The following is a 20,713-nucleotide window of genomic DNA, read 5'->3' as shown; positions in this document are numbered from 1 at the left end:
TCATCCTATTTCATCGGGCGAGGCGTCAGCTTCAGCCGACCGGGCCTCGCGGGCGAGGGCCGCATCCGCCGTGGCCGTGGCCGCGCGCACCCGCTTGCGCAGGCTCTTCGGGCTGATGCCCCGCTCGCCGAGCGCACCCGGGGTCCAGGCCTCCATGTCCTCGTCGGAGAAGTCGCTCTTCGAGGCGCGGCGCTTGAGCTCGGGCAGCACGGCTCCGGGTGCGAGGCGCCGGGCGCTCACCAGGAAACCGGTGTGGCCGATCATCCGGTGGTCGGGGCGCACGGCGAGGCCCTCGACGTGCCAGCCGCGCACCATCGTCTCGTTCGGCACGGGGTTGGTGAACAGACCGGTGTCGCGAAGGGCCTCGACCACGCGGGAGAGCTGGGTGACGGTGGCCACGTAGCAGAGCACGACTCCCCCGGGCTTGAGGGCGTCGGCCACCACGTCGACACACTCCCACGGGGCCAGCATGTCGAGCACCACCCGGTCGACGGAGTGCGGCGGATGCACGGCCGGCAGCGCCTCGACGAGGTCGCCGACCGTCACCGTCCACTCCTCCGGCAGTCGGCCGAAGTAGGCGGCCACGTTGCCACGGGCCACGTCGGCGAACTCCTCGCGGCGCTCGAAGCTCGACAGCCGGCCGGAGGGGCCGATGGCCCGCAGCAGCCAGAGCGAAAGGGCACCGGAGCCGACGCCCGCCTCCACCACGGTCGCGCCGGGGAACACATCGGCCTGACCGAGGATCTGGGCCGCATCCTTCGGGTAGATGATGGCGGCGCCCCGCGGCATCGACATCACGAAGTCGGTCAGCAGCGGCCGGAGAGCGAGGTGCTCGACCCCCACCGAGTTCTGCACCACGGAGCCGTCGGGCAGGCCGATCAGCGCGTCGTGGTCGATGAAGCCGCGGTGGGAGTGGAAGACCTTGCCCGACTCGAGCGTGATCGAGTTGAGCTTGTTCTTCGGGCCGGTGAGCTGAACGCGGTCGCCCTCCCGGAACGGGCCGCTGTACTGGGCGCTCATGCGCGCACCCCGCCGAGCACGGCACTGAGGTCGTCGAGCCCGCGGCCGGCGAGGGTGGGCCACACCACGGCGGCGCCCGAGTCGGCCAATGGAAGGAGGTGCTCGACGCCCACGGTGGTGGCGCCGGAAGCGACGGCCGAGGCCACCCCGGTCACCGAGTCCTCGATGGCGACGGACCGTTCGATGTCGACCCCCAGCTGGCGGGCAGCGGTGAGGTACGCCTCCGGATGGGGCTTGCTCTCGGTGACCTCGTCGGCCGAGACCACCACGGAGAACGCGGGGAACGGGATACGGTCGGCGACGTGCCGGGCCATCCGCCCGATCGACATGGTGACGAGGGCCATCGGGATGCCGGCCGCGTGCACCTCCTGCAGCAGTTCGAGAGCCCCGGGCCGCCAGGGCATGCGCTCGGTGATCTGCTCCATCACGCGGGTGGAGAGCAGCTCGATGATGGGCTGCACCTCCATGTCCACGCCGTGCTCCTGCAGCAGCCGGGCGCTCCGTTCGAGTCCCGAGCCGACGAGGGTCATCGCGGCCTCGTGGGTCCAGGTGCCGCCGAAGGAGGCGACCAGGTCGCCCTGCGCGCGCATCCAGTAGGGCTCGGTGTCGACGATCGTGCCGTCCATGTCCCACAGCACGGCGGCGGGCAGGGTGGCGGCGTCGGGATGGCCGGCGGAGGATTCAGTCACGGGCGAACAGTCTACGGGCCCGACTCCCGGATGGACGGCGAACGCCTATCCTTGATGCACGGCAGCCGCACCGTGCGGACGCCAGGAAGGCACACGGGTACCCCCACGGTGACAGACAACGGATTCCAGCGTGGCCGACTTCTCCTGGTCGCGTTCGAAGGATGGAACGACGCCGGCGAGGCCGCCACCGGAGCCCTCAAGGTTCTGAAGGAGCAGCTCGAGGTCGAGCCCATCGCCGAGGTCGACACCGAGGAGTACTTCGACTTCCAGTTCAACCGCCCGAACGTGGTGGTCGACGACGACGGAAAGCGAGTGCTCGAGTGGCCGGGTGCCACCGTGTACGGCCCGGCCGACTCGGCGCAGTCCACGCGGGCCGACGGCGCTCAGGTCTATCTGCTGATCGGGGCGGAGCCCTCCCGCAACTGGCGCAAGTTCACCGCGGAGATCATGGCCACGGTCGTGGCCGAGGACATCTCGGGTGTCGTACTGCTCGGCGCCATGCTCGCCGACGTTCCGCACACCCGGCCCATCTCGGTGTTCTCCACCAGCGAGAACCCGGTGGTGCGCAGCGAGCTCGACATCGAGCGCAGCACCTACGAGGGCCCGGTCGGTATTCTCAGCGCGCTGGCCGAGGCTGCCGAGAACGCGGGCATCCCCACCGTGTCGGTGTGGGCCTCCGTGCCGCACTACGTGCACAACGCGCCGTCGCCGAAGGCCACCCTGGCGCTGCTGGACAAGATCGAGGAACTCGTCGACGTCGCCGTCGATCGCGGTGAACTGGTCGACGAGTCCACGGCCTGGGAGACGGGCATCGACGCCCTCGCGGGCGACGACGACGACATGGCGGCCTACATCCAGCAGCTCGAGCAGGCGCGCGACACCGTCGACTCGCCCGAGGCGAGCGGCGAGGCCATCGCGCAGGAGTTCGAGCGCTACCTGCGCAAACGCGGCGACGGCCGGCCCGACGAGCCCTGGCGTCGCGACTGACCGTCAGGTCGCGCCGGCGCCGGTCTCAGAGCCGGATGCCGAGCAGCGCGTCGAGGGTGTCGGCCGCGAGGGCGGTGGCCGCCGCGGGGTGCGGGGCGTCGAACCATTCGTCGAAGGCCTCCAGCGCACCGGGGGTGTCGAGGTCGTCGTGCAGTCGCGAGCGCACGCGCTCCAGCAGCGGATAGGCCTCGGCTACGGCATCCTCCGCGGCATCACCCTGCGATGCATCTCTCTGCGCGGCATCCCCCTCGGCGGATGCCGACGGTTCCGCGGCGGCGGCGGCGTCGCGGGCGGCGGCCGCCCGCCAGCCCGCCAGCCGCTCGGCCGCCAGCACCTCGTCGCCGCGGTGCCACTCCCAGTCGTCGCGGTACGGATGCGCGAGCACCGCCAGCCGCACGGCGGCCGGCTCCACCCCGGCCGCTCGCAGCTGCGAGACGAGCACCAGGTTGCCGAGCGACTTCGACATCTTCTCGCCGTCGAAGGCGACCAGCCCGCCGTGCGCATTGACCCGGGCGAAGCGCTCGTCCGTCAGTGCCGTCGCGTGCGCCGCACTGAACTCGTGGTGCGGGAACACGAGATCGCCGCCGCCGCCCTGCACGCAGATGGTGTCGCCGAGGGTCTCGCGGGCGATCACCGAGCATTCGATGTGCCAGCCGGGCCGGCCGGGGCCGATCTCGGCGATTCCGGTCTCCCACCAGGGCTCCCCGTCGCGCGCGGCACGCCAGAGCAGAGGGTCGAGCGGGTCGCGCTTGCCTGGCCGCTCGGGGTCTCCCCCGCGCTGGGCGAAGAGCGTGCTCATGGTGGCGCGGTCGAGGCCGCTCTCCGACCCGAGCACCCAGGGGGTGGCGCGCTCCGCCGCGGTGATGTCGAAGTACCAGTCGGTCTCGCCGGGGGCGAGCGCGTCGGGGGTGGGCACGGCGTAGGCGATCCCCCGCCGCCGCAGTTCGTCGACCGCCTGCGCGATGCTGTCGATGGTCTCGGTCACGGCCACGTAGTCGTCGGGCGGAACCACGCCGAGCGCGGCCATGTCGGTGCGGAAGAGCTCGACCTGGCTCGCCGCGAGCTCACGCCAGTCGACCCCGGTGGCGTTCGCACGCTCCAGCAGCGGGTCGTCGATGTCGGTGATGTTCTGGGTGTAGGCCACGTCGAGGCCGGCGTCGAGCCAGGCCCGCACGAGCGTGTCGAAGGCGAGGTACGTGGCGGCGTGGCCGATGTGGGTGGCGTCGTAGGGGGTGATGCCGCACACGTAGAGCGTGGCCGTCGCATCCGGGTTCGCACTGTCGAGGAACCGGCCGCTCGAGTCGTCGTGCAGGCGCGGAACGGCGCCGCGGCCGGGCAGGGTGGGGATGGCGGGTCGGGTCCAGGATTGCACCGATCCAGCCTAGATGCTCGGCCCGGTGCCGCCGTCCGTCCCGGCTGGGAAGCCGCCGCCCGACCCTGGCCTGACCGCAGCCGGGCAGCCGCCTAGGCGGCGATGGCGCCGGTCGAGAGCAGCACGATCAGCACGCCGCCGAGCGCGATCCGGTAGATCACGAACGGCAGGAAGCTGCGCCTGGAGATGTAGCTCATGAAGAACGCGATCACCACGAGACCCACGACGAACGCGATCACGGTGGCGATCAGCGTCTCGACCGGCCCGTACACGGAGGGCTCGCCGATGCTCTTGTAGACCTGGAACAGGCCGCTGCCGAACACCGCCGGGATGGCGAGCAGGAAGGAGTAGCGCGCTGCGGCCCGGCGCTCGTAGCCCATGAAGAGCCCGGCCGTGATGGTGCCGCCCGAACGGGAGACACCCGGGATGAGGGCGAGCGCCTGCGCGAATCCGAAGATGATGCCGTGCGGAACCGTCAGGTCTTTCAGGCGCCGGCGCTTGGCCCCCACGTAGTCGGCGATGCCGAGCAGGATGCCGAACACGATGAGGGTGGTCGCCACGATCCAGAGCGAGCGCAACGTGGTCTCGATGGCGTCCTGGAAGAACAGGCCGATCACGACGATGGGGATCGAGCCGATGATGATCAGCCAGCCCATCCGCGCATCCGGGTCGTTGCGGGGCACCCGGCCCGCGAGCGACTTGGCCCAGCGGCTGACGATGCGCACGATGTCGCGCCAGAAGAACACCAGCACCGCCGTCTCGGTGCCGAGCTGGGTGATGGCGGTGAAGGCCGCACCCGGGTCTTTCGCGCCGGGCAGGAACTCGCCCAGGATGCGCAGGTGAGCACTGGAGGAGATGGGGAGGAACTCGGTCAGCCCCTGAACGAAGCCGAGGATGACGGCGTTGAGAAAGTCCATGTCTCCCTTTGTGGTGTGGTCTCGCGGAGTCAGTACCGCAGCAAGAGATCGGTCAGAACGTCTGCGCCAAACCCTAGCGCGTCCACGGGCACCCGTTCGTCCACGCCGTGGAACATCGCGGGGAAGTCGAGGGAGGCGGGCAGCTGCAGCGGCGCGAAACCGAACCCGCGGATGCCGAGCAGGCTCAGAGCCTTGTTGTCGGTGCCGCCTGAGAGCAGGTACGGCAGCACCTGGGCACCCGGATCGTGGCGCTGCAGCGAGCCGACCATGGCGTCGACCAGGGCGCCGTCGAAGGTGGTCTCCAGGCCGATGTCGCGGTGCGAGATGACGATCTCGATGTCGTCGCCCACCAGCTCCTGGATCTCCGCGAGCACGGCGTCCTCCTCCCCGGGCAGCACACGCACGTCGACCATGGCCTCGGCCCGGTCGGGGATGACGTTGTGCTTGTAGCCCGCGGTGAGACCGGTGGGGTTCGCGGTGGTGCGCAGGGTCGCCGAGATGAACCGCGACGCGGTGCCGGTGGCGATGGCGATCTCGTCGGGGCTCAGCGCCTGGGCGTCGGTGCCGAGGATGGCCGCGACCCGGTCGAGCAGCTGCCGGGTGGTGGCCGTGAGGTGCAGCGGCCAGTCCCGGCTGCCGATGGCCGCCACGGCGCGGGCGAGCTTGGTGACCGCGTTGTCACCGTTCACCTGCGAGCCGTGACCGGCGGTGCCGCGCGCCACGAGCTTCAGCCAGATCAGCGCCTTCTCACCGGTCTGCACCAGATAGGCGCGCCGTCCGGCGAGGTCGATCGAGTAGCCGCCCACCTCGCTGATGGCTTCGGTGGCGCCGGCGAAGAGCTCCGGATGCTCGCGCACGAGGTAGGCGGACCCGAGCACTCCCCCGGCCTCCTCGTCGGCGAAGAAGGCGATCACCAGGTCGCGCTCCGGCTGCTTCCCGGCGCCCAGGATGCGGTCGAGGGCGGTGACGATCATGGCGTCCATGTTCTTCATGTCGACGGCGCCGCGGCCCCAGAGCATGCCGTCCTTGACCACGCCCTCGAACGGGTCGACCGACCAGTCCGCCGCGATGGCCGGCACCACGTCGGTGTGCCCGTGCACCACGAGCGCGGGCTTGGAGCGGTCGCGGCCCTCCACCCGGGCCACGATGCTGGTGCGCCGGGGCTCGCACTCGAACGACTGCACCCGCAGGCCGAGCCGTTCGAGGTGGGCGGCGAGGTACTCGGCCGCCTCCGTCTCGCCGTTCGAGCGGCCCTCGCCGAAGTTCGAGGTGTCGAACCGGATGAGGTCGCGAGCGATGGTCGTGGTGAGGTCGAGCTGGTCGTTCCCGGGCGTAGACGTCATGCCCACACGCTACCCGGCGACCCGGTCGAGGGTGGATTCGTGGCCTCCGCATCCGTGCTAATGTCTTCTCTTGGCCGGAGGAACACTCACCGGCCGACATCCAGTCCGGGTGGCGGAAATGGCAGACGCGCTAGCTTGAGGTGCTAGTGCCCGTATAGGGCGTGGGGGTTCAAGTCCCCCCTCGGACACACTGGTTGAGACAGTAATGAGAAGGCCCGGTCGTACAGACCGGGCCTTCTGCTGTTAACCGCATTCCCCTACGCTCAGCATCACCGAGACAAGGGAGAGAACACCATGGCCGATCTGATCGTCATCGCCTTCGACAACGAGACCGACGCCGAGGGCGCCTACGAGAAGATTCAGGAGCTCCAGGGAGACCTGATCGTGCAGCTCGCGGGTCTCGCCGTCGTCAAGGTCGACGAGGACGGCAAGAGCCATGTCGACTACCCCGGTGGAGTCGGCAACATCGGTGTGGGAGCCGCCGGCGGCGCCCTGTTCGGCACGCTGATCGGAATCCTGTTCTTCGTGCCCTTCGTGGGTCTGGTTTTCGGTGGGCTGATGGGAGCGCTCTTCGCCGGTATCGACCGCACCGGCCTGAACGCCGAGTTCCGCGGTCAGGTGAAGGATGCGGTGAGCCAGGGCAAGTCGGCCGTCGTGCTCTACGCCACCAAGATCACCGAGGACAAGTTCGCCGCCGCGCTCGCGCCCTACAAGGGTCAGGTCATCAAGACCTCGCTCAGCGAAGAGGACGAGCGCGAGCTCATTCACGATATGTCGGAGCAGCAGCAGGCCTGATCGCTCTAGGCTCGTCTTCACGGCCCGATCGCTCGGGCCCGGTCGAGAGGAACGCACATGGGAATCATCACGCCGGGGTTCTTGGGCAAGCATCGGGAAGCCGACCCCAAACTGCCGCCCGGGCAGTACGAGACGAAAGACTTCCCCGTGCTCTCGGCCGGGCCGACCCCGAACATCCACCCCGGTGAATGGTCGTTCGCCATCACGAACGAGTCGGGTGAGAAGACCAGCTGGACCTGGGACGAGTTCATGAAGCTTCCGGTCGAGACGGTCGACACCGACATCCACTGCGTCACCCGCTGGTCGAAGTTCGACACGACCTGGCGCGGGGTGTCGCTCGACACGTTGTTCGAGGGCGTGGAGACGAGCGCCGGCTACACCATGGCGCACTCCTACGGCGGCTACACCACGAACGTGCCGCTGGAAGACCTGCTCGACGGCAAGGCCTGGATCGCGTTCGAGTTCGGTGGCGAACCGCTGGACCCCGAGCACGGCGGCCCGGCCCGGCTGCTGGTGCCGCACCTCTACTTCTGGAAGAGCGCGAAGTGGGTCAACGGCATCACCCTGCACGACACCGAAGAGCTGGGCTTCTGGGAGGTCAACGGCTACCACGCCTACGGCGACCCCTGGAAGGAAGAGCGCTACTACTACGATTCCTAGAGTGAACTGGGCAGTCGCCGACGTCGTCGGAATCCGTGAAGAAACCCCTACCGCGCGCACGCTGATGCTGCGGGTGCCCGAGTGGCCGGGGGCGCTGGCCGGCCAGCACATCGACATCCGGCTCACCGCGCCCGACGGCTATCAGGCCGCACGCTCGTACTCGCTCTCCTCCGCCGCCGACGACCCGGTGGTGGCGGTCAGCGTCGAGCTGATGCCCGACGGCGAGGTGTCCCCCTACCTCGTACGGGGTGTGTCGGTGGGCGACCAGCTCGAGGTGATCGGCCCGCTCGGCGGCTGGTTCGTCTGGCGGCCCACGCAGACGGAGCCCATCCGCATGATCGGCGGCGGCTCGGGGGTCGCTCCCCTGGTGTCGATCCTCCGCACCCACATCGCGTCGGGCAACACGGCGCCCGTTCGCCTGCTCTACTCGGTGCGCAGCCCCGAGTTCGTGTACTTCCGCGACGAGCTCGCCGAACTGACGGATGCGGCCAAGGCCGACGTCACCATCCAGTACACCCGGCACGCGCCCCCGAACTGGAACGGCACCCTCGGCCGCCTCGACGCCGCCAGGGTGACCGCGTGGGCGGCCGGCGACGCACCGGGCACCTCGACCTACATCTGCGGCCCCACCCGCTTCGTGGAGCTCGCCTCCGACGCCCTGGTGGCGACCGGAGTCGACCCCATGTCGATCCGCACCGAACGGTTCGGCGGCGCCTGAGCGGCCCGCGCCGCGACTCACCGGTTCTACCCAGTGGTTCGTCTCAGTGGTTCGACTCAGTGGTTGGCGGCGCCCATCCACTTGCGCAGCGTCACGATGCGGGCCTGCAACTGGGTGACGCTGGCCTGCGCCACCGCCGGGCCGCCGCAGATCCGACGAAGTTCGGCGTGGATCATGCCGTGCGGCTCGTTCGACTGCTTCGCCCAGATGCCCACGAGCGAGTTCAGCAGGCTGCGCTGCTCCTTGAGCGTGCGGTAGAGCGGCGCGGGCACCCCGCCCTGGTCGGGGGTGTCGGCCTTGGGCTGGCCGCTCTTGGCGGCGTGCTTCTGCTGCCGGGCCTGGCGGTGCTGCAGCAGGTCTTTCACCTGGTCGGGTTCGAGCAATCCGGGCAGCCCGAGGAAGTCGAGCTCCTCCTCGCTGCCCACTACGGCCTCGAAGCCGAACTCCCCGCCGTCGTAGACCACCCGGTCGAAGGTGGCCTCCGAGCCGATGGCGACGAAGCTGTACTCCTCCAGCAGTCCCTCCGAAGCTCTTTCGCTGCGGTTGGCCTCGGCCACCATCGCGTCTTCGGGGTTGTAGAAGTCGCCCTCGGGGTTCGAGCCGTCGTCGCGCTTGTCCAGCGCGTGATCGCGCTCGAGCTCGAGCTTCTCGGCCAGCGCCATCAGCGAGGGCACGTTCGGCAGGAAGATCGACGCGGTCTCACCGCGCCGGCGGGCGCGCACGAACCGGCCAACCGCCTGGGCGAAGAACAGCGGCGTCGAGGCGCTGGTGGCGTACACACCCACGGCGAGCCGCGGCACGTCGACGCCCTCCGACACCATGCGCACCGCCACCATCCAGCGGCGGGTCGACTTCGAGAACTGGTCGATGCGGTCGGAGGCCTCCTTCTCGTCGGAGAGCACGACCGTCACCTCCTCCCCCGAGATCTGCTGCAGGATGGCGGCGTACGCGCGCGCCACGGTCTGGTCGGTCGCGATCACCAGGCCACCCGCATCCGGGATCGCCTGCCGAACCTCGCTCAGCCGCTTGTCGGCGGCGCCGAGCACCTGGGGGATCCACTCGCCGTTGGGGTCGAGCGCCGTGCGCCAGGCCTGCGAGGTGATGTCTTTCGTGTTCCCCTCGCCGAGTCGCGCCTCCATCTCGTCGCCGGCCTTCGTGCGCCAGCGCATGTGCCCGGCGTAGACCATGAAGAGCACCGGGCGCACCACGCCGTCTTTGAGGGCGCGGCCGTAGCCGTAGTTGTAGTCGCTGCGCGACACTCGGATGCCCTGGTGGTCGGGCAGGTACTCCACGAACGGGATGGGCGCGGTGTCGGAGCGGAAGGGCGTCCCGGTGAGGGCGAGCCGGCGGGTGGCCGGCTCGAACGCCTCGCGCACCGCGTCGCCCCAGCTCAGAGCGTCGCCGCCGTGGTGCACCTCGTCGAGGATGACGAGCGTCTGAGCGCCCTGCGTGAGCTCGCGATGCAGCGACGGCCGTGCGGCGACCTGCGCATAGGTGAGGGCCACTCCGTGGAAGTGCCGGCCGAAGCGCGATTCGCTGTTGCGGAACCCGGGATTCAACCGCACCCCCGCGCGGTCGGCCGCATCCGCCCACTGCCGCTTGAGATGCTCGGTGGGCGCCACCACGATCACGCGATCGACGGTGCGCCGGTGCAGCAGCTCGGAGGCGAGGCGCAGGGCGAAGGTGGTCTTGCCGGCGCCCGGGGTCGCGGCGGCCAGGAAGTCGCGGGGTTCTTTCTCGAAGTAGAGGTTGAGGGCCTCCTCCTGCCAGGCCCGCAGCCGCCCGGCGGTGCCCCAGGGCGCGCGGCCCGGGAACGAGGGCGGCAGGTGACCGGCCGCGCTCGTACCGGGGGCCGGTTCGAAGAGGGGCTGATTGGTCACGATGTTCGAGGATACCCCTCGCGTGCGACACCCCAGGTGCCCTGGGTGCACCCCGGGCGAGTCGAGTGAACCAGGGGTCTAGAGTGTTGCACGTCGCCCCGGCGACACCTGTTGTGAGGAGTCCGGACATTGACTGAAAACCACCCCTGGCGCCGTTACGTCGCCCTCGGCGACTCGTTCACCGAGGGAATCGGAGACCCGGAACCGCTGAGCCCGGGCGGCCACCGCGGCTGGGCCGACCGCGTGGCCGAGACCCTCGCCGACACGACCGACGGCGACTTCGCCTACGCCAACCTGGCCATCCGCGGCCGGCTGCTCGACCAGATCCTGGCCGAGCAGGTCGAGCCGGCCCTCGAGCTCAAGCCCGACCTGATCACCATCTCCGCCGGGGGCAACGACGTCATCCGTCCGCGCACCGACCCCGACTCCCTGGCCGCGCGGATGGAGGTGGGCGTGCGCCGGCTGCGCGAGAGCGGAGCCACCGTGGTGATCTTCACGGGGGTCGACACCCGGTTCACACCGGTGTTCCGCGGCATCCGCGGCAAGGTGGCGATCTACAACGAGAACCTCCGGGTGATCGCCGATCGCTACGAGTGCGTCGTCGCCGACCAGTGGGGCCTGAAGGAGATCCAGGACACGCGGCTCTGGTCGCCCGACCGGCTGCACCTGAACCCGCAGGGCCACCACGAGGTGGCGCGGATGGTGCTCCGCAGCCTGAACGTCGACAACGACCTGCAGCCGGGATCCCCCGAGCCGCTCCCGGCGAGCACCTGGCGCCAGGCGCGCTCGGAAGACCTCGTCTGGGCTCGCGTGCACCTGGTGCCGTGGGTCATCCGGCGCATCACGCACCGCTCGAGCGGCGACAACATCACGGCGAAGCGGCCGAGCCCGGAGCCGGTGTACGCGACCCGCGTTCAGACGCCGCCCGAGGGCTGACCGGGCGCATCCGTTCGCCGACGCGGGTCAGCGCAGCGGGTTCGCGAGCTTCCAGCCGGCGTCGGGCCCGTCGAGGTCGCTCGCGAGAGCGAGGGGCACCGTGAACTCCGAGCCGCCCAGCGTGACGCCGTCGACCGTGAAACGAGCGGTTCCCACCTCGGTTCCGGATGCGCCGTCGACGATCTCGCCCGCCTCGGCCGTGCGGGTCACCGTCGCCCCCGACCAGACCGTGGCGCTCACGGGATGCTGGGCGACGATGTCGGCGCTCGAGCCCCACGCGGTGGTGTACTCCCCCACCACGTCGCCCGGCGCCACGAGCTGCACGGTCTGGAACCCGCTCTCGGCGCTCTGCAGCAGGGCGAGCACCGAGGCGTGCAGGGTGTCCTCGTCGGGTGCGCCCAGCACCACTCCCACCAGCGGTACCGTCTGATCGCCCACCGTGTAGTCGGCCGAGAAGAGCAGGCAGAAACCGGCCTCGTCGGTGGTGCCGGTCTTCACGCCGTCGATGCCGTTCATACCGAGCAGCTCGTTCGTGTTCTCCACGGCGCCGAGCTGCGGCAGTTCCACCGAGGCCGTGCCCACGATGCCCGCCAGCACGGGATCGGCCAGTACCAGCCGCGCGAGCGTGAGCAGGTCGGCCGTGGTGCTGCGCGAACCCGGGTTCAGGCCCGAGGTGTCGACGACCGCGGTACCGGTCAAGCCCTTCTCGGCCAGCCAGGCGGTCGCGGCCGCGAGGTACGATGCGGTGTCGCCGAAGGCCCAGTTCGTGAGGGTGACGCTGTAGTTGTTGGCCGACTCGAGCAGCATGATCTCGATCACCTCCCGTTCGGTGAGCACCTGGCCGGGGAACACCGAGGCCCACGAGCCGTTCTCGGCGATGGTGGCCTGCAGGATGGCCGCGTCGGCGTCGGTCATGGTGAGCTGCGGGCCGTCGCCACCCTCGTCGATCGGCTTCGCATCGAGCACCACGAGCGCCGTGATGGTCTTGGTGATGCTCGCGATGGGCACGGAGTCGGTGGATCCGCTCGTACCGAGGGCTGTGGTGCCGCCATCGGCGACCAGCCCGATGGCGCTGGTACCGACGGCCGGCACGGCGAGCGTCGTGGCGGGGATGGTCGTCGGCGCGGCATCCGTCACCGAGGCGGCCGCCTGCGGAACCGGACCGAGCAGGGCCACCGGCAGGTACGTGGCGACGAGGGCGATCAGCACCAGCACGACACCGGCCACGATGCGTCGCCGACGGTAGACGGAAGGGGTGGCGGGAGTCACCCGCACATCTTAGTCAGCGCCGCGATGGGGGCCGCTCAGGAGGCGGACGGCCCCGCCGCCGCTACATCAGCCCGCCGTCGACGGAGCGGGGCGCGGGGTGGTCGCTGTCGGGCACGAGCACAGCCGTCTCGCGGTTGAGGCTGCGTCCGGCGAAGAAGTCCTTCGAGCGCGGGAAGAACGCCCACACCACCATCAGCACCACCCCGAGGGCGAGCGAGCCGACGCCGACCACGAACACGCCGCCGATTCCGAAGATCACCGTGTAGCCGTACTCCGGGTCGTACATGTCGATGGCCGACTGGATGAACGCGGCCGTGAGCATCAGCCCGCCGATCAGCGGGAACAGGCCCTTGAAGAAGAACGAGCGCGCCGAGGTGAAGAGCTCCTTGCGGAAGTACCAGATGCACGCGTAGCTCGTCAGCGCGTAGTAGAACGCGATCGCCAGGCCGATGGAGAGGATGGTGTCGGAGAGGATGTTCTCGCTCACGATGGTCATGCCCACGTAGAACGCCACGGCCACGATGCTCATGAAGATGGTGGCGAACCGCGGGGTCTTGAACTTCGGCGAGATGCGGCCGAACGCCTCGGGCAGCGCCCGGTAGGTGGCCATCGCGAGGGTTCCGCGGGCGGTGGGCAGGATGGTGGTCTGCGTCGACGAGATCGCCGAGACACACACCGCGATCACCAGCAGCCACGCCCACGGGCCGAAGACCGCGTCTTTCAGGGCGAGGAACACGTCGCCGGAGTTGTCCTCGTTGCCGAGACCGAGGCCCGTGGTGCCGAGGCCGGCGAACGCCATCGCCGCCACCGTCACCGAGACGTAGGTGACGAGCAGGATGACGGTCGACAGCACGGCGGCGCGCCCGGGGGTGCGCTGCGGGTCTTTCGTCTCCTCGTTCAGGGCGAGGCAGGTGTCCCAGCCCCAGTAGATGAACAGGCACAGCAGGATGGCCTCGGTGAAGCCGGAGAGAGAGGTGAAGGCGAACGGGTTGAACCAGTCCAGCTGCGGGGTGGTCGACCCCTCGGGAGCGCTGCCGGAGAACACGCTCCAGAGTGCGAGCGCCACGAACAGGGCGAGGGCCACGTACTGAACGGCGAGCAGCACGTTCTGCAACCGCTCGCCGATCTCGAGGCCCCGCACGCTCACGAAGGTCATCACGCCGATGAACACCACGCCGGTGGCCGTGACGAGCGGCACGTTCTCGTAGAGGTCGGGGTTGTCGGTGAGGAGCCAGAGGTACTTGCTGCCGATCTGGGCGAGGTTCGCCAGCACGATGATGCCGGCGACCGCCACTCCCCAGCCGGCGAGCCAGCCGGTCCACGGGCCGAACGCCTTGGTGACCCAGGTGAACGCCGTGCCGCAGTCGGGCACGGCGCGATTGAGCTCCCGATAGGCCGAGGCGGTGAGGAACATCGGGATGAAGGCGAGGATCATCGCGATCGGCGCCTGCGCGCCCACGGCGAGCACCACGAAACCGATGGTGGCGGCCAGGGAGTAGACGGGAGCCGTGGAGGCGAGCCCGATCACGGTGGAGCCGACCAGCCCCAGCTTTCCGGCGGCGAGACCCTTTCCGGATGCGGGCGGTGGTGCCTCGGTCGAAACGGCGCTCTTGTCGGTCACCACGGGCCTCCTTCGGTTCGTAGCGCACACACTAGTGCGTCGCGCGCTCCCGCGCGCGCTCCGTCAGCCCCGAGCCGCACCGATTGCGTAGAGCGCCACCGCACTCGCGGCGGCCACGTTGAGCGAGTCGACGCCGTGCAGCATCGGGATCTCGACCCGCACGTCTGCGGCCGCGAGGGCACGCCGGCTCAGCCCGTCCCCCTCGGTACCGAGCACCACGGCCACGCGTTCCGGCAGGTCGCGGGTGAACTGCGGCAGCGGCACGGAGTGCTCGTCGAGGGCCAGGGCCGCGATCGTGAAGCCGGCGTCGTGCAGCAGCGGTCCAGCCTCGCTCCACTCGCCGATCCTGGTCCACGGCACCTGCAGCACCGTGCCCATGCTCACGCGCACGCTGCGGCGGTAGAGCGGATCGGCGCAGCGCGGCGTGATCAGCACGGCGTCGGCCCCGAGACCGGCCGCCGAACGGAACGCCGCGCCCACGTTGGTGTGGTCGACGATGTCTTCGAGCACCACCACCGTGCGGGCATCGCGGAGCAGGTCGCGCGGGTCGGGCAGCACCGGCCGGTGCATGGCCGCGAGGGCGCCGCGGTGCATGGCGAAGCCGGTCAGCTGCTCCAGCAGCGCGTCGTCGGCCACGAACACCGGCACCTCGGGAAACCGCTGCACGAGCCACTCGAGGTCGGGCAGCCACTTCTGCTGCAGCAGCACCGACCTCGGACGGTGACCGGCCGCCACGGCGCGCTCGATCACCTTGCTCGACTCGGCGAGGTAGAGGCCACCGGCCGGTTCGAGCAGCCGCCGCATGGCGACGTCGGTGAGGCCGGCGTAGTCGGCCAGTTCGGGGCGGTCGAGCGAGTCGATCGGGATGACGGGCACGGTGGTCTTCTCTGTCGGCGGAACGCGATTCACGTCCAACTCTGCCAGTACGGAAACATTCTCGAAAACTGCACTGTTTAGACTGCTGAGAAGCCGGGGCATGTCGCCGGCGAGGAGGTTGCATGGTTCCGCTGGTGTCGTCACCGGATCGTCCCGCCGGGGAGGCCGTCGAGGCTGCCGTCGAACGCGCCGCCGAGGTGCTCCGAGGCCGACGGTTCGCGGTGCTCACCGGGGCCGGGGTGAGTACTGACTCCGGCATCCCCGACTACCGCGGCGAAGGTGCTCCGCAGCGCAACCCCATGACCTTCGACCAGTTCCTCGGCAGTGCGTCGTTCCGCAAGCGCTACTGGGCCGGCAGCCACCTCGGCTGGCGCATGTTCGACGCCGCGCAGCCGAACGAGGGCCACCGTGCGCTCGCCCGGCTCGAGGAGAGCGGACGCGTCAGCGGCATCGTCACGCAGAACGTCGACGGACTGCACGCCAGAGCCGGCACCCGGCGCCTGGTCGACCTGCACGGCTCGATGGACCGGGTGAACTGCCTGCGCTGCGGCCAGACGTTCGCCCGCGCCAGCGTCGCCGAGCGCATCACGTCGGCGAACCCTCGCCTGAGCGAGCCCGAACTGGTGCGCATCGCGCCCGACGGCGACGCCGACGTCGAGGAGTACGAGGCCTTCGTGGTGCCGTCGTGCACGGTCTGCGGCGGAGTGCTGAAGCCCGACGTGGTGTTCTTCGGCGAGTTCGTGCCCACCGAGAAGTTCGCCGAGGCGAGCGCGATCGTGGCCTCGTCCGAGGCGCTCGTGATCGCGGGCTCGTCGCTCGTGGTGAACTCCGGCATCCGGCTGCTCGAGCAGGCCCGCCGTCGTCGGCTGCCGATCGTGATCGTGAACCGCGGCGTCACCAAGGGCGACGGCCGGGCCACCGTGAAGGTCGACGCCGGGGCTTCCGAGACCCTGCGCACCCTCGAGACGCTCCTCGCCTGACGCACCCCAGATCCGTCACTTTCCGCCCCAAAAGGCCCGTTTTGGGGCCAAAAGTGACGGAACCGGTTCTCAGCGGGTGGGTGGGCGCTCCTTAGACTGGGGGCGATGACTACTTTCACGTTCGTGCGCCATGGCCAGACCGACTGGAACCTGGAGCGCCGCATCCAGGGCGCCACCGACGTTCCGCTCAACGACACGGGGCGAGAGCAGGCCAGGCAGACCGGACTCGTGCTCGCCGAACGGCAATGGGACGGCATCGTGGCCAGCCCGCTCAGCCGGGCGCGTGAGACGGCCGAGATCATCGCCGGTCTCGTGGGGATCGACGAGATCGAGCTCGTCGACGCCCTCGTCGAGCGTCGGTACGGCGATGTCGAGGGCCTGAACGGCGCTCAGATCGCCGAGCGCTTCCCCGATCCGCTCGGCCCCGTGCCCGGCCGCGAGCGACGCTCCGACGTGGTGGCCCGAGTGCTCCCCGCCCTCCAGGCTCTGGCCGACGAGCATCCGGATTCGTCGCTCATCGTGGTGTCGCACGGCGGCGTGATCGGCTCGCTGGTGCGTTACATCACCGAGAAGCGGCTGCCCGGCCAGGGCCAGATGATCGCCAACGGATCGGCGCACGACTTCGTGATCGAGAACGGCGAGGTGTCGCTGGCCGAGTTCAACGGCGAGTCGATCGACTCGTCGATCCGGTCGCGAGCTCCGCTAGCGCTCGAGCTGACTCTGCCCAGCTGAAGGTCTCGGCCTGAGCCCTCGACGCCATCGAGCGGCGGCGCCACTCGTCGGGGTCCTCGAGCCGGGTGACCGTCTCGGCGAAGGCCTTCTCGTCGTGGGCGGGAGCGACCAGAGCAGCATCTCCCCCGATCTCCCTGAACACCGGGATGTCGCTGACGACCACCGGCGTGCCGTGCCCCATCGCCTCCACGAGCGGGATGCCGAAGCCCTCGTCGAGCGAGGCGGTCACCAGCGCCGTGGCCTGCTGCAGCAGGGCCTGGTACTCCTCGTCGCTCACGCCGCCGTGGAACTCGAGTCGGGCGTCCGGCGCCACCGCGCGCAGGCGCTCCTCGTCGGCCGGGGTCGACCGGCTCAGCAGGTGCAGCGTGTACCCGGGCAGCAGCGCCACGGCGCGCACGAGGGCCTCGACGTTCTTGTAGGGCATGAACGAGCCCATGTAGAGCAGCGACTTCGCTCCCGCCCGGGCGTCGGCGTGCTCGGCGGCCGCAGCGGCGACGGATGCGTCGGGCAGGTCGGCCGCATTGCGCGCCACCACCACGGGTCGCCGGGTGAGCGCGTGCGACTCGATCAGGCCTCGGGTGGTCTCCGACACGGTGACCACCGCATCCGCCCGGTTCAGCAGCAACCGCTGGGGCCACCAGGCCTTGTGGTACAACCGCCAGAGCACGCGCACGAACCCCGGCAGGTCGTGCGGCGGCTCGGGGTTGGAGTAGTAGATGAGGTCGTGCACCGTGAGGGCGAGCCGGTAGCGCCGGCCGGCCGTGCCCATGGTCTGCATGGGGCTGATCACCGCGTCGGGCCGCAGGCGGTTCACCTGCAGGGCGACGAGAGGCTCCAGCACGCTCGTGGGGCCGGACACCTTCGCCCAGGGCAGGTCGGGCAGCATCTCGAGCTGGCGTTCGTCGCTCACGATCATGGCGAGTTGCACGCCCTCGAGCGCCGGGTCGCCTGCGTCGGAGAGCTCCTTCAGGGCTGTCACGACCCCCGCGGTGTAGCGGCTGATGCCGTCGTGCCGGCCGATGCGGGTGTAGCGGCAGTCGATCGCGAGCCTCACGCGGAACGCCCGAGGAACGCGGTGATCGCCTCGGCCGCCTCGACGGGCCGCTCGTAGTGGATGAGGTGGCCGACGTCGTTCAGCACCACCAGTCGGGCGTCGGGCATCGCCTCGGCGAGCCGGTGCTGCGCGGCGACGGGGGTGATGTCGTCCTGGTCGGCCGCGATCAGCAGGGTCGGGGCCGTGATGCGGGCCGCGTACTCGCCGATGTCGTGGCTCACCGAGGCGCGGAAGGCCTCGAGCACTACCGTGCGGTTCGCGAAGGCGCTGAAGTAGCGGTCGTGCTGGTCGTGGATCCAGCGCCGGAGGGCACGGTTCTTCGTCTTGGCCATGGTGACGCTGATCACGCGCACCATCACCGGGCTGGACAGGATGGCGTAGCCGAGCCGCTCGGGAACGGCGGCGCCCAGGCGGTAGTAGCCGATGGCCACCCGGGTCATCACCCCGCGGGGGCCTTTCAGGGCGGGGGCGGCGATCGGGTTGATCAGGATGGCGTCGTCGACCTCGAGACCACCCGCCAGCGCGGCGGCGACCAGGATCGAACCGAAGGAGTGCCCGATGATCACGACCCGGGCCGTCGGCGACTCCGAACGCACCGCCGCGGCGAACCCGCGCAGCCAGGCCTCGTAGCCGTCGAGATCGTGCGCCGCCGCCATCGGGGTCGACACGCCGAAGCCGGGCAGGTCGGGCGCGACGATCCGATAGCCCGGATGACCCAGCTGGGCGATCACGGGCTCGAGGCCGTGGTGGTCGCCCCGATAGCCGTGCACCACGATGACCAGGGTGGGGGCGTCCTGCCGCTGATCGGCGTCGACAGCAGTCGCTCCGTACTCCCAGAAGCGGGTCTCGCCGCCCGCGAGCGGCAGCGTGCGCTCGGTGACGGGGAGGCGGGCGAGCTGTTCGGCGAAGGGCGAGGCGACAGTCATCCCGTTCAGCATAGACGCGGCCCAGGACCCCTCCCTGAGACACGCCCCTGTCGGCGGCGGTGCTTTGGACTAACGTGAATCCGGAGCCCTCCCGACAGAGCCGGCCACCACCTCCGAAAGGACGCCTGTGAGCTTCACCGCACCGATCCAGATGCCCGGCCTCGCCCTCGACCCCGAGTGGTACAAGCGATCGGTCTTCTACGAGGTGATGATCCGCTCGTTCGTCGATTCCAACGGCGACGGCTTCGGCGACATCGCCGGTCTCATCTCCAAGCTCGACTACCTGCAGTGGCTCGGCATCGATGCGCTCTGGCTGCCGCCGTTCTACCAGTCGCCGATGCGCGACGGCGGCTACGACGTCTCCGACTTCACGGCCGTGCTGCCCGACTACGGCACAGTGGAGGAGTTCCGCGACCTCGTCACGAAGGCGCACGAGCGCAACATGCGCATCGTGATCGACTTCCCGCTCAACCACACCTCCGACCAGCACGACTGGTTCCAGCAGTCGCGAGAAGACCCCGACGGCCCGTTCGGCGACTTCTACGTGTGGAGCGACACCGACGACAAGTACGAGAACATCCGCATCATCTTCGTCGACACCGAGGAGTCGAACTGGACGTTCGACCCCGTGCGCCGGCAGTTCTTCTGGCACCGGTTCTTCTCGCACCAGCCCGACCTGAACTTCGAGAACCCGGCCGTGCACGAGGCCATCTTCGACACCGTGCGGTTCTGGTTCGACATGGGGGTCGACGGCATCCGCCTCGACGCCATCCCCTACCTCTACGAGTCCGACGAGGGCAACGGCGAGGGCGAGCCGAAGACTCACGAGTTCATCGTGAAGCTGCGCGCGATGATCGACAACGAGTACCCCGGCCGCCTGCTCGTGGCCGAGGCCAACCAGTGGCCGCGCGAGGTGGCCGCCTTCTTCGGCACCGACGAGGAGCCGGAGTGCCACATGGCCTTCGACTTCCCCGTGATGCCGCGAATCTACTACTCGCTGCGGTCGCAGAAGGCCGACGAGCTGATCCGCGTGCTCAGCGAGACCACTGACATCCCCAAGTCGGCGGCCTGGGGCGTGTTCCTCCGCAACCACGACGAGCTCACCCTCGAGATGGTGTCGGAGGAGTACCGTCAGGCGATGTACGGCTGGTACGCCTACGACCCGCGGATGCGCTCGAACATCGGTATCCGCCGCCGCCTGGCGCCCCTGCTCGACAACGCCCGCGCCGAGCTCGAACTGGCCCACGCGCTGCTGTTCGCCCTGCCCGGAAGCCCGTTCCTCTACTACGGCGACGAGATCGGCATGGGCGACAACATCTGGCTGCCCGACCGCGACTCCTCGCGCACGCCCATGCAGTGGACGCCCGACCGCAACGCCGGGTTCTCCACCGCCGACCCGGGCAAGCTGTTCCTGCCCGTGGTGCAGTCGCTGGTGTACAACTACACGCTGGTGAACGTGGAGTCGCAGCTCGCGCAGTCACGGTCGCTCGTGCACTGGGTCCGCAACGTCATCCACGTGCGGAAGGCGCATCCCACCTTCGGTCTCGGCACGATGGAGGTGCTGCAGAGCGACCATGAGTCGGTGCTGGCGTTCGTGCGGTCGTACGAGGGCTCCAACGACTACTTCGGCGACGGGCCCGAAGACGTGCTGTGCGTGTTCAGCTTCTCGCACAACCCGGTGTCGGCCACCATCACGGCTCCGCAGTTCGCGGGCCGGCGGTTGTTCGACCTGTTCGGTCGCGCGGAGTTCCCGGCCTTCGACGAGAACGGCACGGTCACCCTCACGTTCGGCACGCAGGCCTTCTACTGGCTGCACGTGCGCAACAATCCGGAGCAGCAGGAACTCCGCTGACGCACTCGGTCGGTGCCGGCGCTGACGAGTGTCGGCACCTCCGGGTGTCGGTGCCGGGGGCTGTCGGTGGGGCGGTGCAGACTGAC

At 69.8% G+C, this 20,713-nt stretch carries 19 protein-coding genes and 1 tRNA gene; 9 read left to right on the top strand and 11 right to left on the bottom strand.

Features of this window, described 5'->3' with window-relative positions; genetic code table 11:
• Both ACEXOR_RS10530 and ACEXOR_RS10525 read right to left on the bottom strand, forming a co-directional pair.
• Entirely contained in the window at positions 1-1,020 is a 1,020-nt protein-coding gene (locus tag ACEXOR_RS10530) for a tRNA (adenine-N1)-methyltransferase (RefSeq protein WP_374849583.1), read from the bottom strand.
• A complete protein-coding gene (locus ACEXOR_RS10525; protein WP_374849582.1) occupies positions 1,017-1,709 on the bottom strand; it encodes an HAD family hydrolase in 693 nt (230 codons plus the stop codon). Before ACEXOR_RS10525 ends, ACEXOR_RS10530 begins: the two co-directional genes overlap by 4 nt.
• 108 nt (positions 1,710-1,817) lie before the next feature.
• On the opposite strand from ACEXOR_RS10525, the gene ACEXOR_RS10520 reads away from it, so the two are divergent.
• Complete coding sequence (locus tag ACEXOR_RS10520; protein WP_374849581.1) at positions 1,818-2,696, top strand: proteasome assembly chaperone family protein; 879 nt, start codon at positions 1,818-1,820, stop codon at positions 2,694-2,696.
• Between the two features lie 25 nt (positions 2,697-2,721).
• Here ACEXOR_RS10520 and mshC read toward each other — a convergent pair whose 3' ends face one another.
• The 3 genes from mshC to ACEXOR_RS10505 all read right to left on the bottom strand — a co-directional run bounded on the left by mshC (position 2,722) and on the right by ACEXOR_RS10505 (position 6,328).
• Positions 2,722-4,068, bottom strand: a complete 1,347-nt coding sequence (mshC, locus tag ACEXOR_RS10515; protein WP_374849580.1) for a cysteine--1-D-myo-inosityl 2-amino-2-deoxy-alpha-D-glucopyranoside ligase — start codon at positions 4,066-4,068, stop codon at positions 2,722-2,724.
• A gap of 92 nt (positions 4,069-4,160) precedes the next feature.
• A complete protein-coding gene (locus tag ACEXOR_RS10510; protein ID WP_374849579.1) occupies positions 4,161-4,985 on the bottom strand; it encodes an undecaprenyl-diphosphate phosphatase in 825 nt (274 codons plus the stop codon).
• Positions 4,986-5,014: 29 nt separating this feature from the next.
• A complete protein-coding gene (locus ACEXOR_RS10505) occupies positions 5,015-6,328 on the bottom strand; it encodes a M20/M25/M40 family metallo-hydrolase (RefSeq protein ID WP_374849578.1) in 1,314 nt (437 codons plus the stop codon).
• Positions 6,329-6,431: 103 nt separating this feature from the next.
• On the opposite strand from ACEXOR_RS10505, the gene ACEXOR_RS10500 reads away from it, so the two are divergent.
• The 4 genes from ACEXOR_RS10500 to ACEXOR_RS10485 all read left to right on the top strand — a co-directional run bounded on the left by ACEXOR_RS10500 (position 6,432) and on the right by ACEXOR_RS10485 (position 8,501).
• Positions 6,432-6,516, top strand: a tRNA-Leu gene (locus ACEXOR_RS10500).
• 106 nt (positions 6,517-6,622) lie between these two features.
• Positions 6,623-7,123, top strand: coding sequence for a DUF1269 domain-containing protein (locus tag ACEXOR_RS10495; RefSeq protein ID WP_374849577.1), 501 nt, complete (start codon positions 6,623-6,625; stop codon positions 7,121-7,123).
• A gap of 57 nt (positions 7,124-7,180) precedes the next feature.
• Positions 7,181-7,783 carry a sulfite oxidase-like oxidoreductase gene (locus ACEXOR_RS10490; RefSeq protein ID WP_374849576.1) on the top strand — a complete coding sequence of 201 codons (603 nt, stop codon included), beginning with the start codon at positions 7,181-7,183 and terminating at the stop codon, positions 7,781-7,783.
• Between the two features lies 1 nt (position 7,784).
• A complete protein-coding gene (locus ACEXOR_RS10485) occupies positions 7,785-8,501 on the top strand; it encodes a ferredoxin reductase (RefSeq protein WP_374849575.1) in 717 nt (238 codons plus the stop codon).
• Positions 8,502-8,557: 56 nt separating this feature from the next.
• Here the strand turns inward: ACEXOR_RS10485 and ACEXOR_RS10480 are convergent, their stop codons facing one another.
• Positions 8,558-10,381, bottom strand: coding sequence for a DEAD/DEAH box helicase (locus tag ACEXOR_RS10480; protein WP_374849574.1), 1,824 nt, complete (start codon positions 10,379-10,381; stop codon positions 8,558-8,560).
• Positions 10,382-10,510: 129 nt separating this feature from the next.
• Here ACEXOR_RS10480 and ACEXOR_RS10475 point away from each other — a divergent pair, with 129 nt between their 5' ends.
• Positions 10,511-11,317: an SGNH/GDSL hydrolase family protein gene (locus tag ACEXOR_RS10475; RefSeq protein WP_374849573.1), complete on the top strand. Its 807-nt coding sequence runs from the start codon at positions 10,511-10,513 to the stop codon at positions 11,315-11,317.
• 27 nt (positions 11,318-11,344) lie between these two features.
• Here ACEXOR_RS10475 and ACEXOR_RS10470 read toward each other — a convergent pair whose 3' ends face one another.
• From ACEXOR_RS10470 to ACEXOR_RS10460, 3 genes are all read right to left on the bottom strand, one after another.
• Positions 11,345-12,586, bottom strand: coding sequence for a D-alanyl-D-alanine carboxypeptidase family protein (locus ACEXOR_RS10470; RefSeq protein WP_374849572.1), 1,242 nt, complete (start codon positions 12,584-12,586; stop codon positions 11,345-11,347).
• A 61-nt stretch (positions 12,587-12,647) separates the two neighbouring features.
• Complete coding sequence (locus tag ACEXOR_RS10465) at positions 12,648-14,207, bottom strand: APC family permease (RefSeq protein WP_374849571.1); 1,560 nt, start codon at positions 14,205-14,207, stop codon at positions 12,648-12,650.
• A 63-nt stretch (positions 14,208-14,270) separates the two neighbouring features.
• Positions 14,271-15,083 carry a TrmH family RNA methyltransferase gene (locus tag ACEXOR_RS10460; RefSeq protein ID WP_374849570.1) on the bottom strand — a complete coding sequence of 271 codons (813 nt, stop codon included), beginning with the start codon at positions 15,081-15,083 and terminating at the stop codon, positions 14,271-14,273.
• 122 nt (positions 15,084-15,205) lie between these two features.
• Between ACEXOR_RS10460 and ACEXOR_RS10455 the strand changes: the two genes are divergently transcribed.
• A complete protein-coding gene (locus ACEXOR_RS10455; protein ID WP_374849569.1) occupies positions 15,206-16,063 on the top strand; it encodes an NAD-dependent protein deacetylase in 858 nt (285 codons plus the stop codon).
• Between the two features lie 105 nt (positions 16,064-16,168).
• The gene (locus ACEXOR_RS10450; protein WP_374849568.1) at positions 16,169-16,795 is read left to right on the top strand and encodes a histidine phosphatase family protein; all 627 of its coding nucleotides are present in this window, start codon (positions 16,169-16,171) and stop codon (positions 16,793-16,795) included.
• Here the strand turns inward: ACEXOR_RS10450 and ACEXOR_RS10445 are convergent.
• The gene (locus ACEXOR_RS10445; protein WP_374849567.1) at positions 16,722-17,849 is read right to left on the bottom strand and encodes a glycosyltransferase family 4 protein; all 1,128 of its coding nucleotides are present in this window, start codon (positions 17,847-17,849) and stop codon (positions 16,722-16,724) included. The two genes, ACEXOR_RS10450 and ACEXOR_RS10445, sit on opposite strands and share 74 nt — an antisense overlap.
• Positions 17,846-18,775 (bottom strand): alpha/beta fold hydrolase, encoded by a 930-nt coding sequence (locus ACEXOR_RS10440; RefSeq protein ID WP_374849566.1) that lies wholly within the window; start codon positions 18,773-18,775, stop codon positions 17,846-17,848. Before ACEXOR_RS10440 ends, ACEXOR_RS10445 begins: the two co-directional genes overlap by 4 nt.
• 127 nt (positions 18,776-18,902) lie before the next feature.
• Between ACEXOR_RS10440 and treS the strand changes: the two genes are divergently transcribed.
• Positions 18,903-20,627, top strand: coding sequence for a maltose alpha-D-glucosyltransferase (treS, locus tag ACEXOR_RS10435; RefSeq protein ID WP_374849565.1), 1,725 nt, complete (start codon positions 18,903-18,905; stop codon positions 20,625-20,627).
• The last annotated feature ends 86 nt before the right edge of the window (positions 20,628-20,713 follow it).

The sequence above is a fragment of the Herbiconiux liangxiaofengii genome (genome assembly GCF_041927335.1).
GTDB lineage: Bacteria > Actinomycetota > Actinomycetes > Actinomycetales > Microbacteriaceae > Herbiconiux > Herbiconiux liangxiaofengii.
This window is presented reverse-complemented; position numbering and strand designations above follow the sequence as displayed.

Coding starts and splice junctions, on each gene's coding strand:
- ACEXOR_RS10530 (WP_374849583.1), bottom strand. CDS start 1,020: ATGAGCGCCCAGTACAGCGGCCCGTTCCGGGAGGGCGACCGCGTTCAG.
- ACEXOR_RS10510 (WP_374849579.1), bottom strand. CDS start 4,985: ATGGACTTTCTCAACGCCGTCATCCTCGGCTTCGTTCAGGGGCTGACC.
- ACEXOR_RS10505 (WP_374849578.1), bottom strand. CDS start 6,328: ATGACGTCTACGCCCGGGAACGACCAGCTCGACCTCACCACGACCATC.
- ACEXOR_RS10495 (WP_374849577.1), top strand. CDS start 6,623: ATGGCCGATCTGATCGTCATCGCCTTCGACAACGAGACCGACGCCGAG.
- ACEXOR_RS10490 (WP_374849576.1), top strand. CDS start 7,181: ATGGGAATCATCACGCCGGGGTTCTTGGGCAAGCATCGGGAAGCCGAC.
- ACEXOR_RS10455 (WP_374849569.1), top strand. CDS start 15,206: ATGGTTCCGCTGGTGTCGTCACCGGATCGTCCCGCCGGGGAGGCCGTC.
- ACEXOR_RS10450 (WP_374849568.1), top strand. CDS start 16,169: ATGACTACTTTCACGTTCGTGCGCCATGGCCAGACCGACTGGAACCTG.
- ACEXOR_RS10440 (WP_374849566.1), bottom strand. CDS start 18,775: ATGACTGTCGCCTCGCCCTTCGCCGAACAGCTCGCCCGCCTCCCCGTC.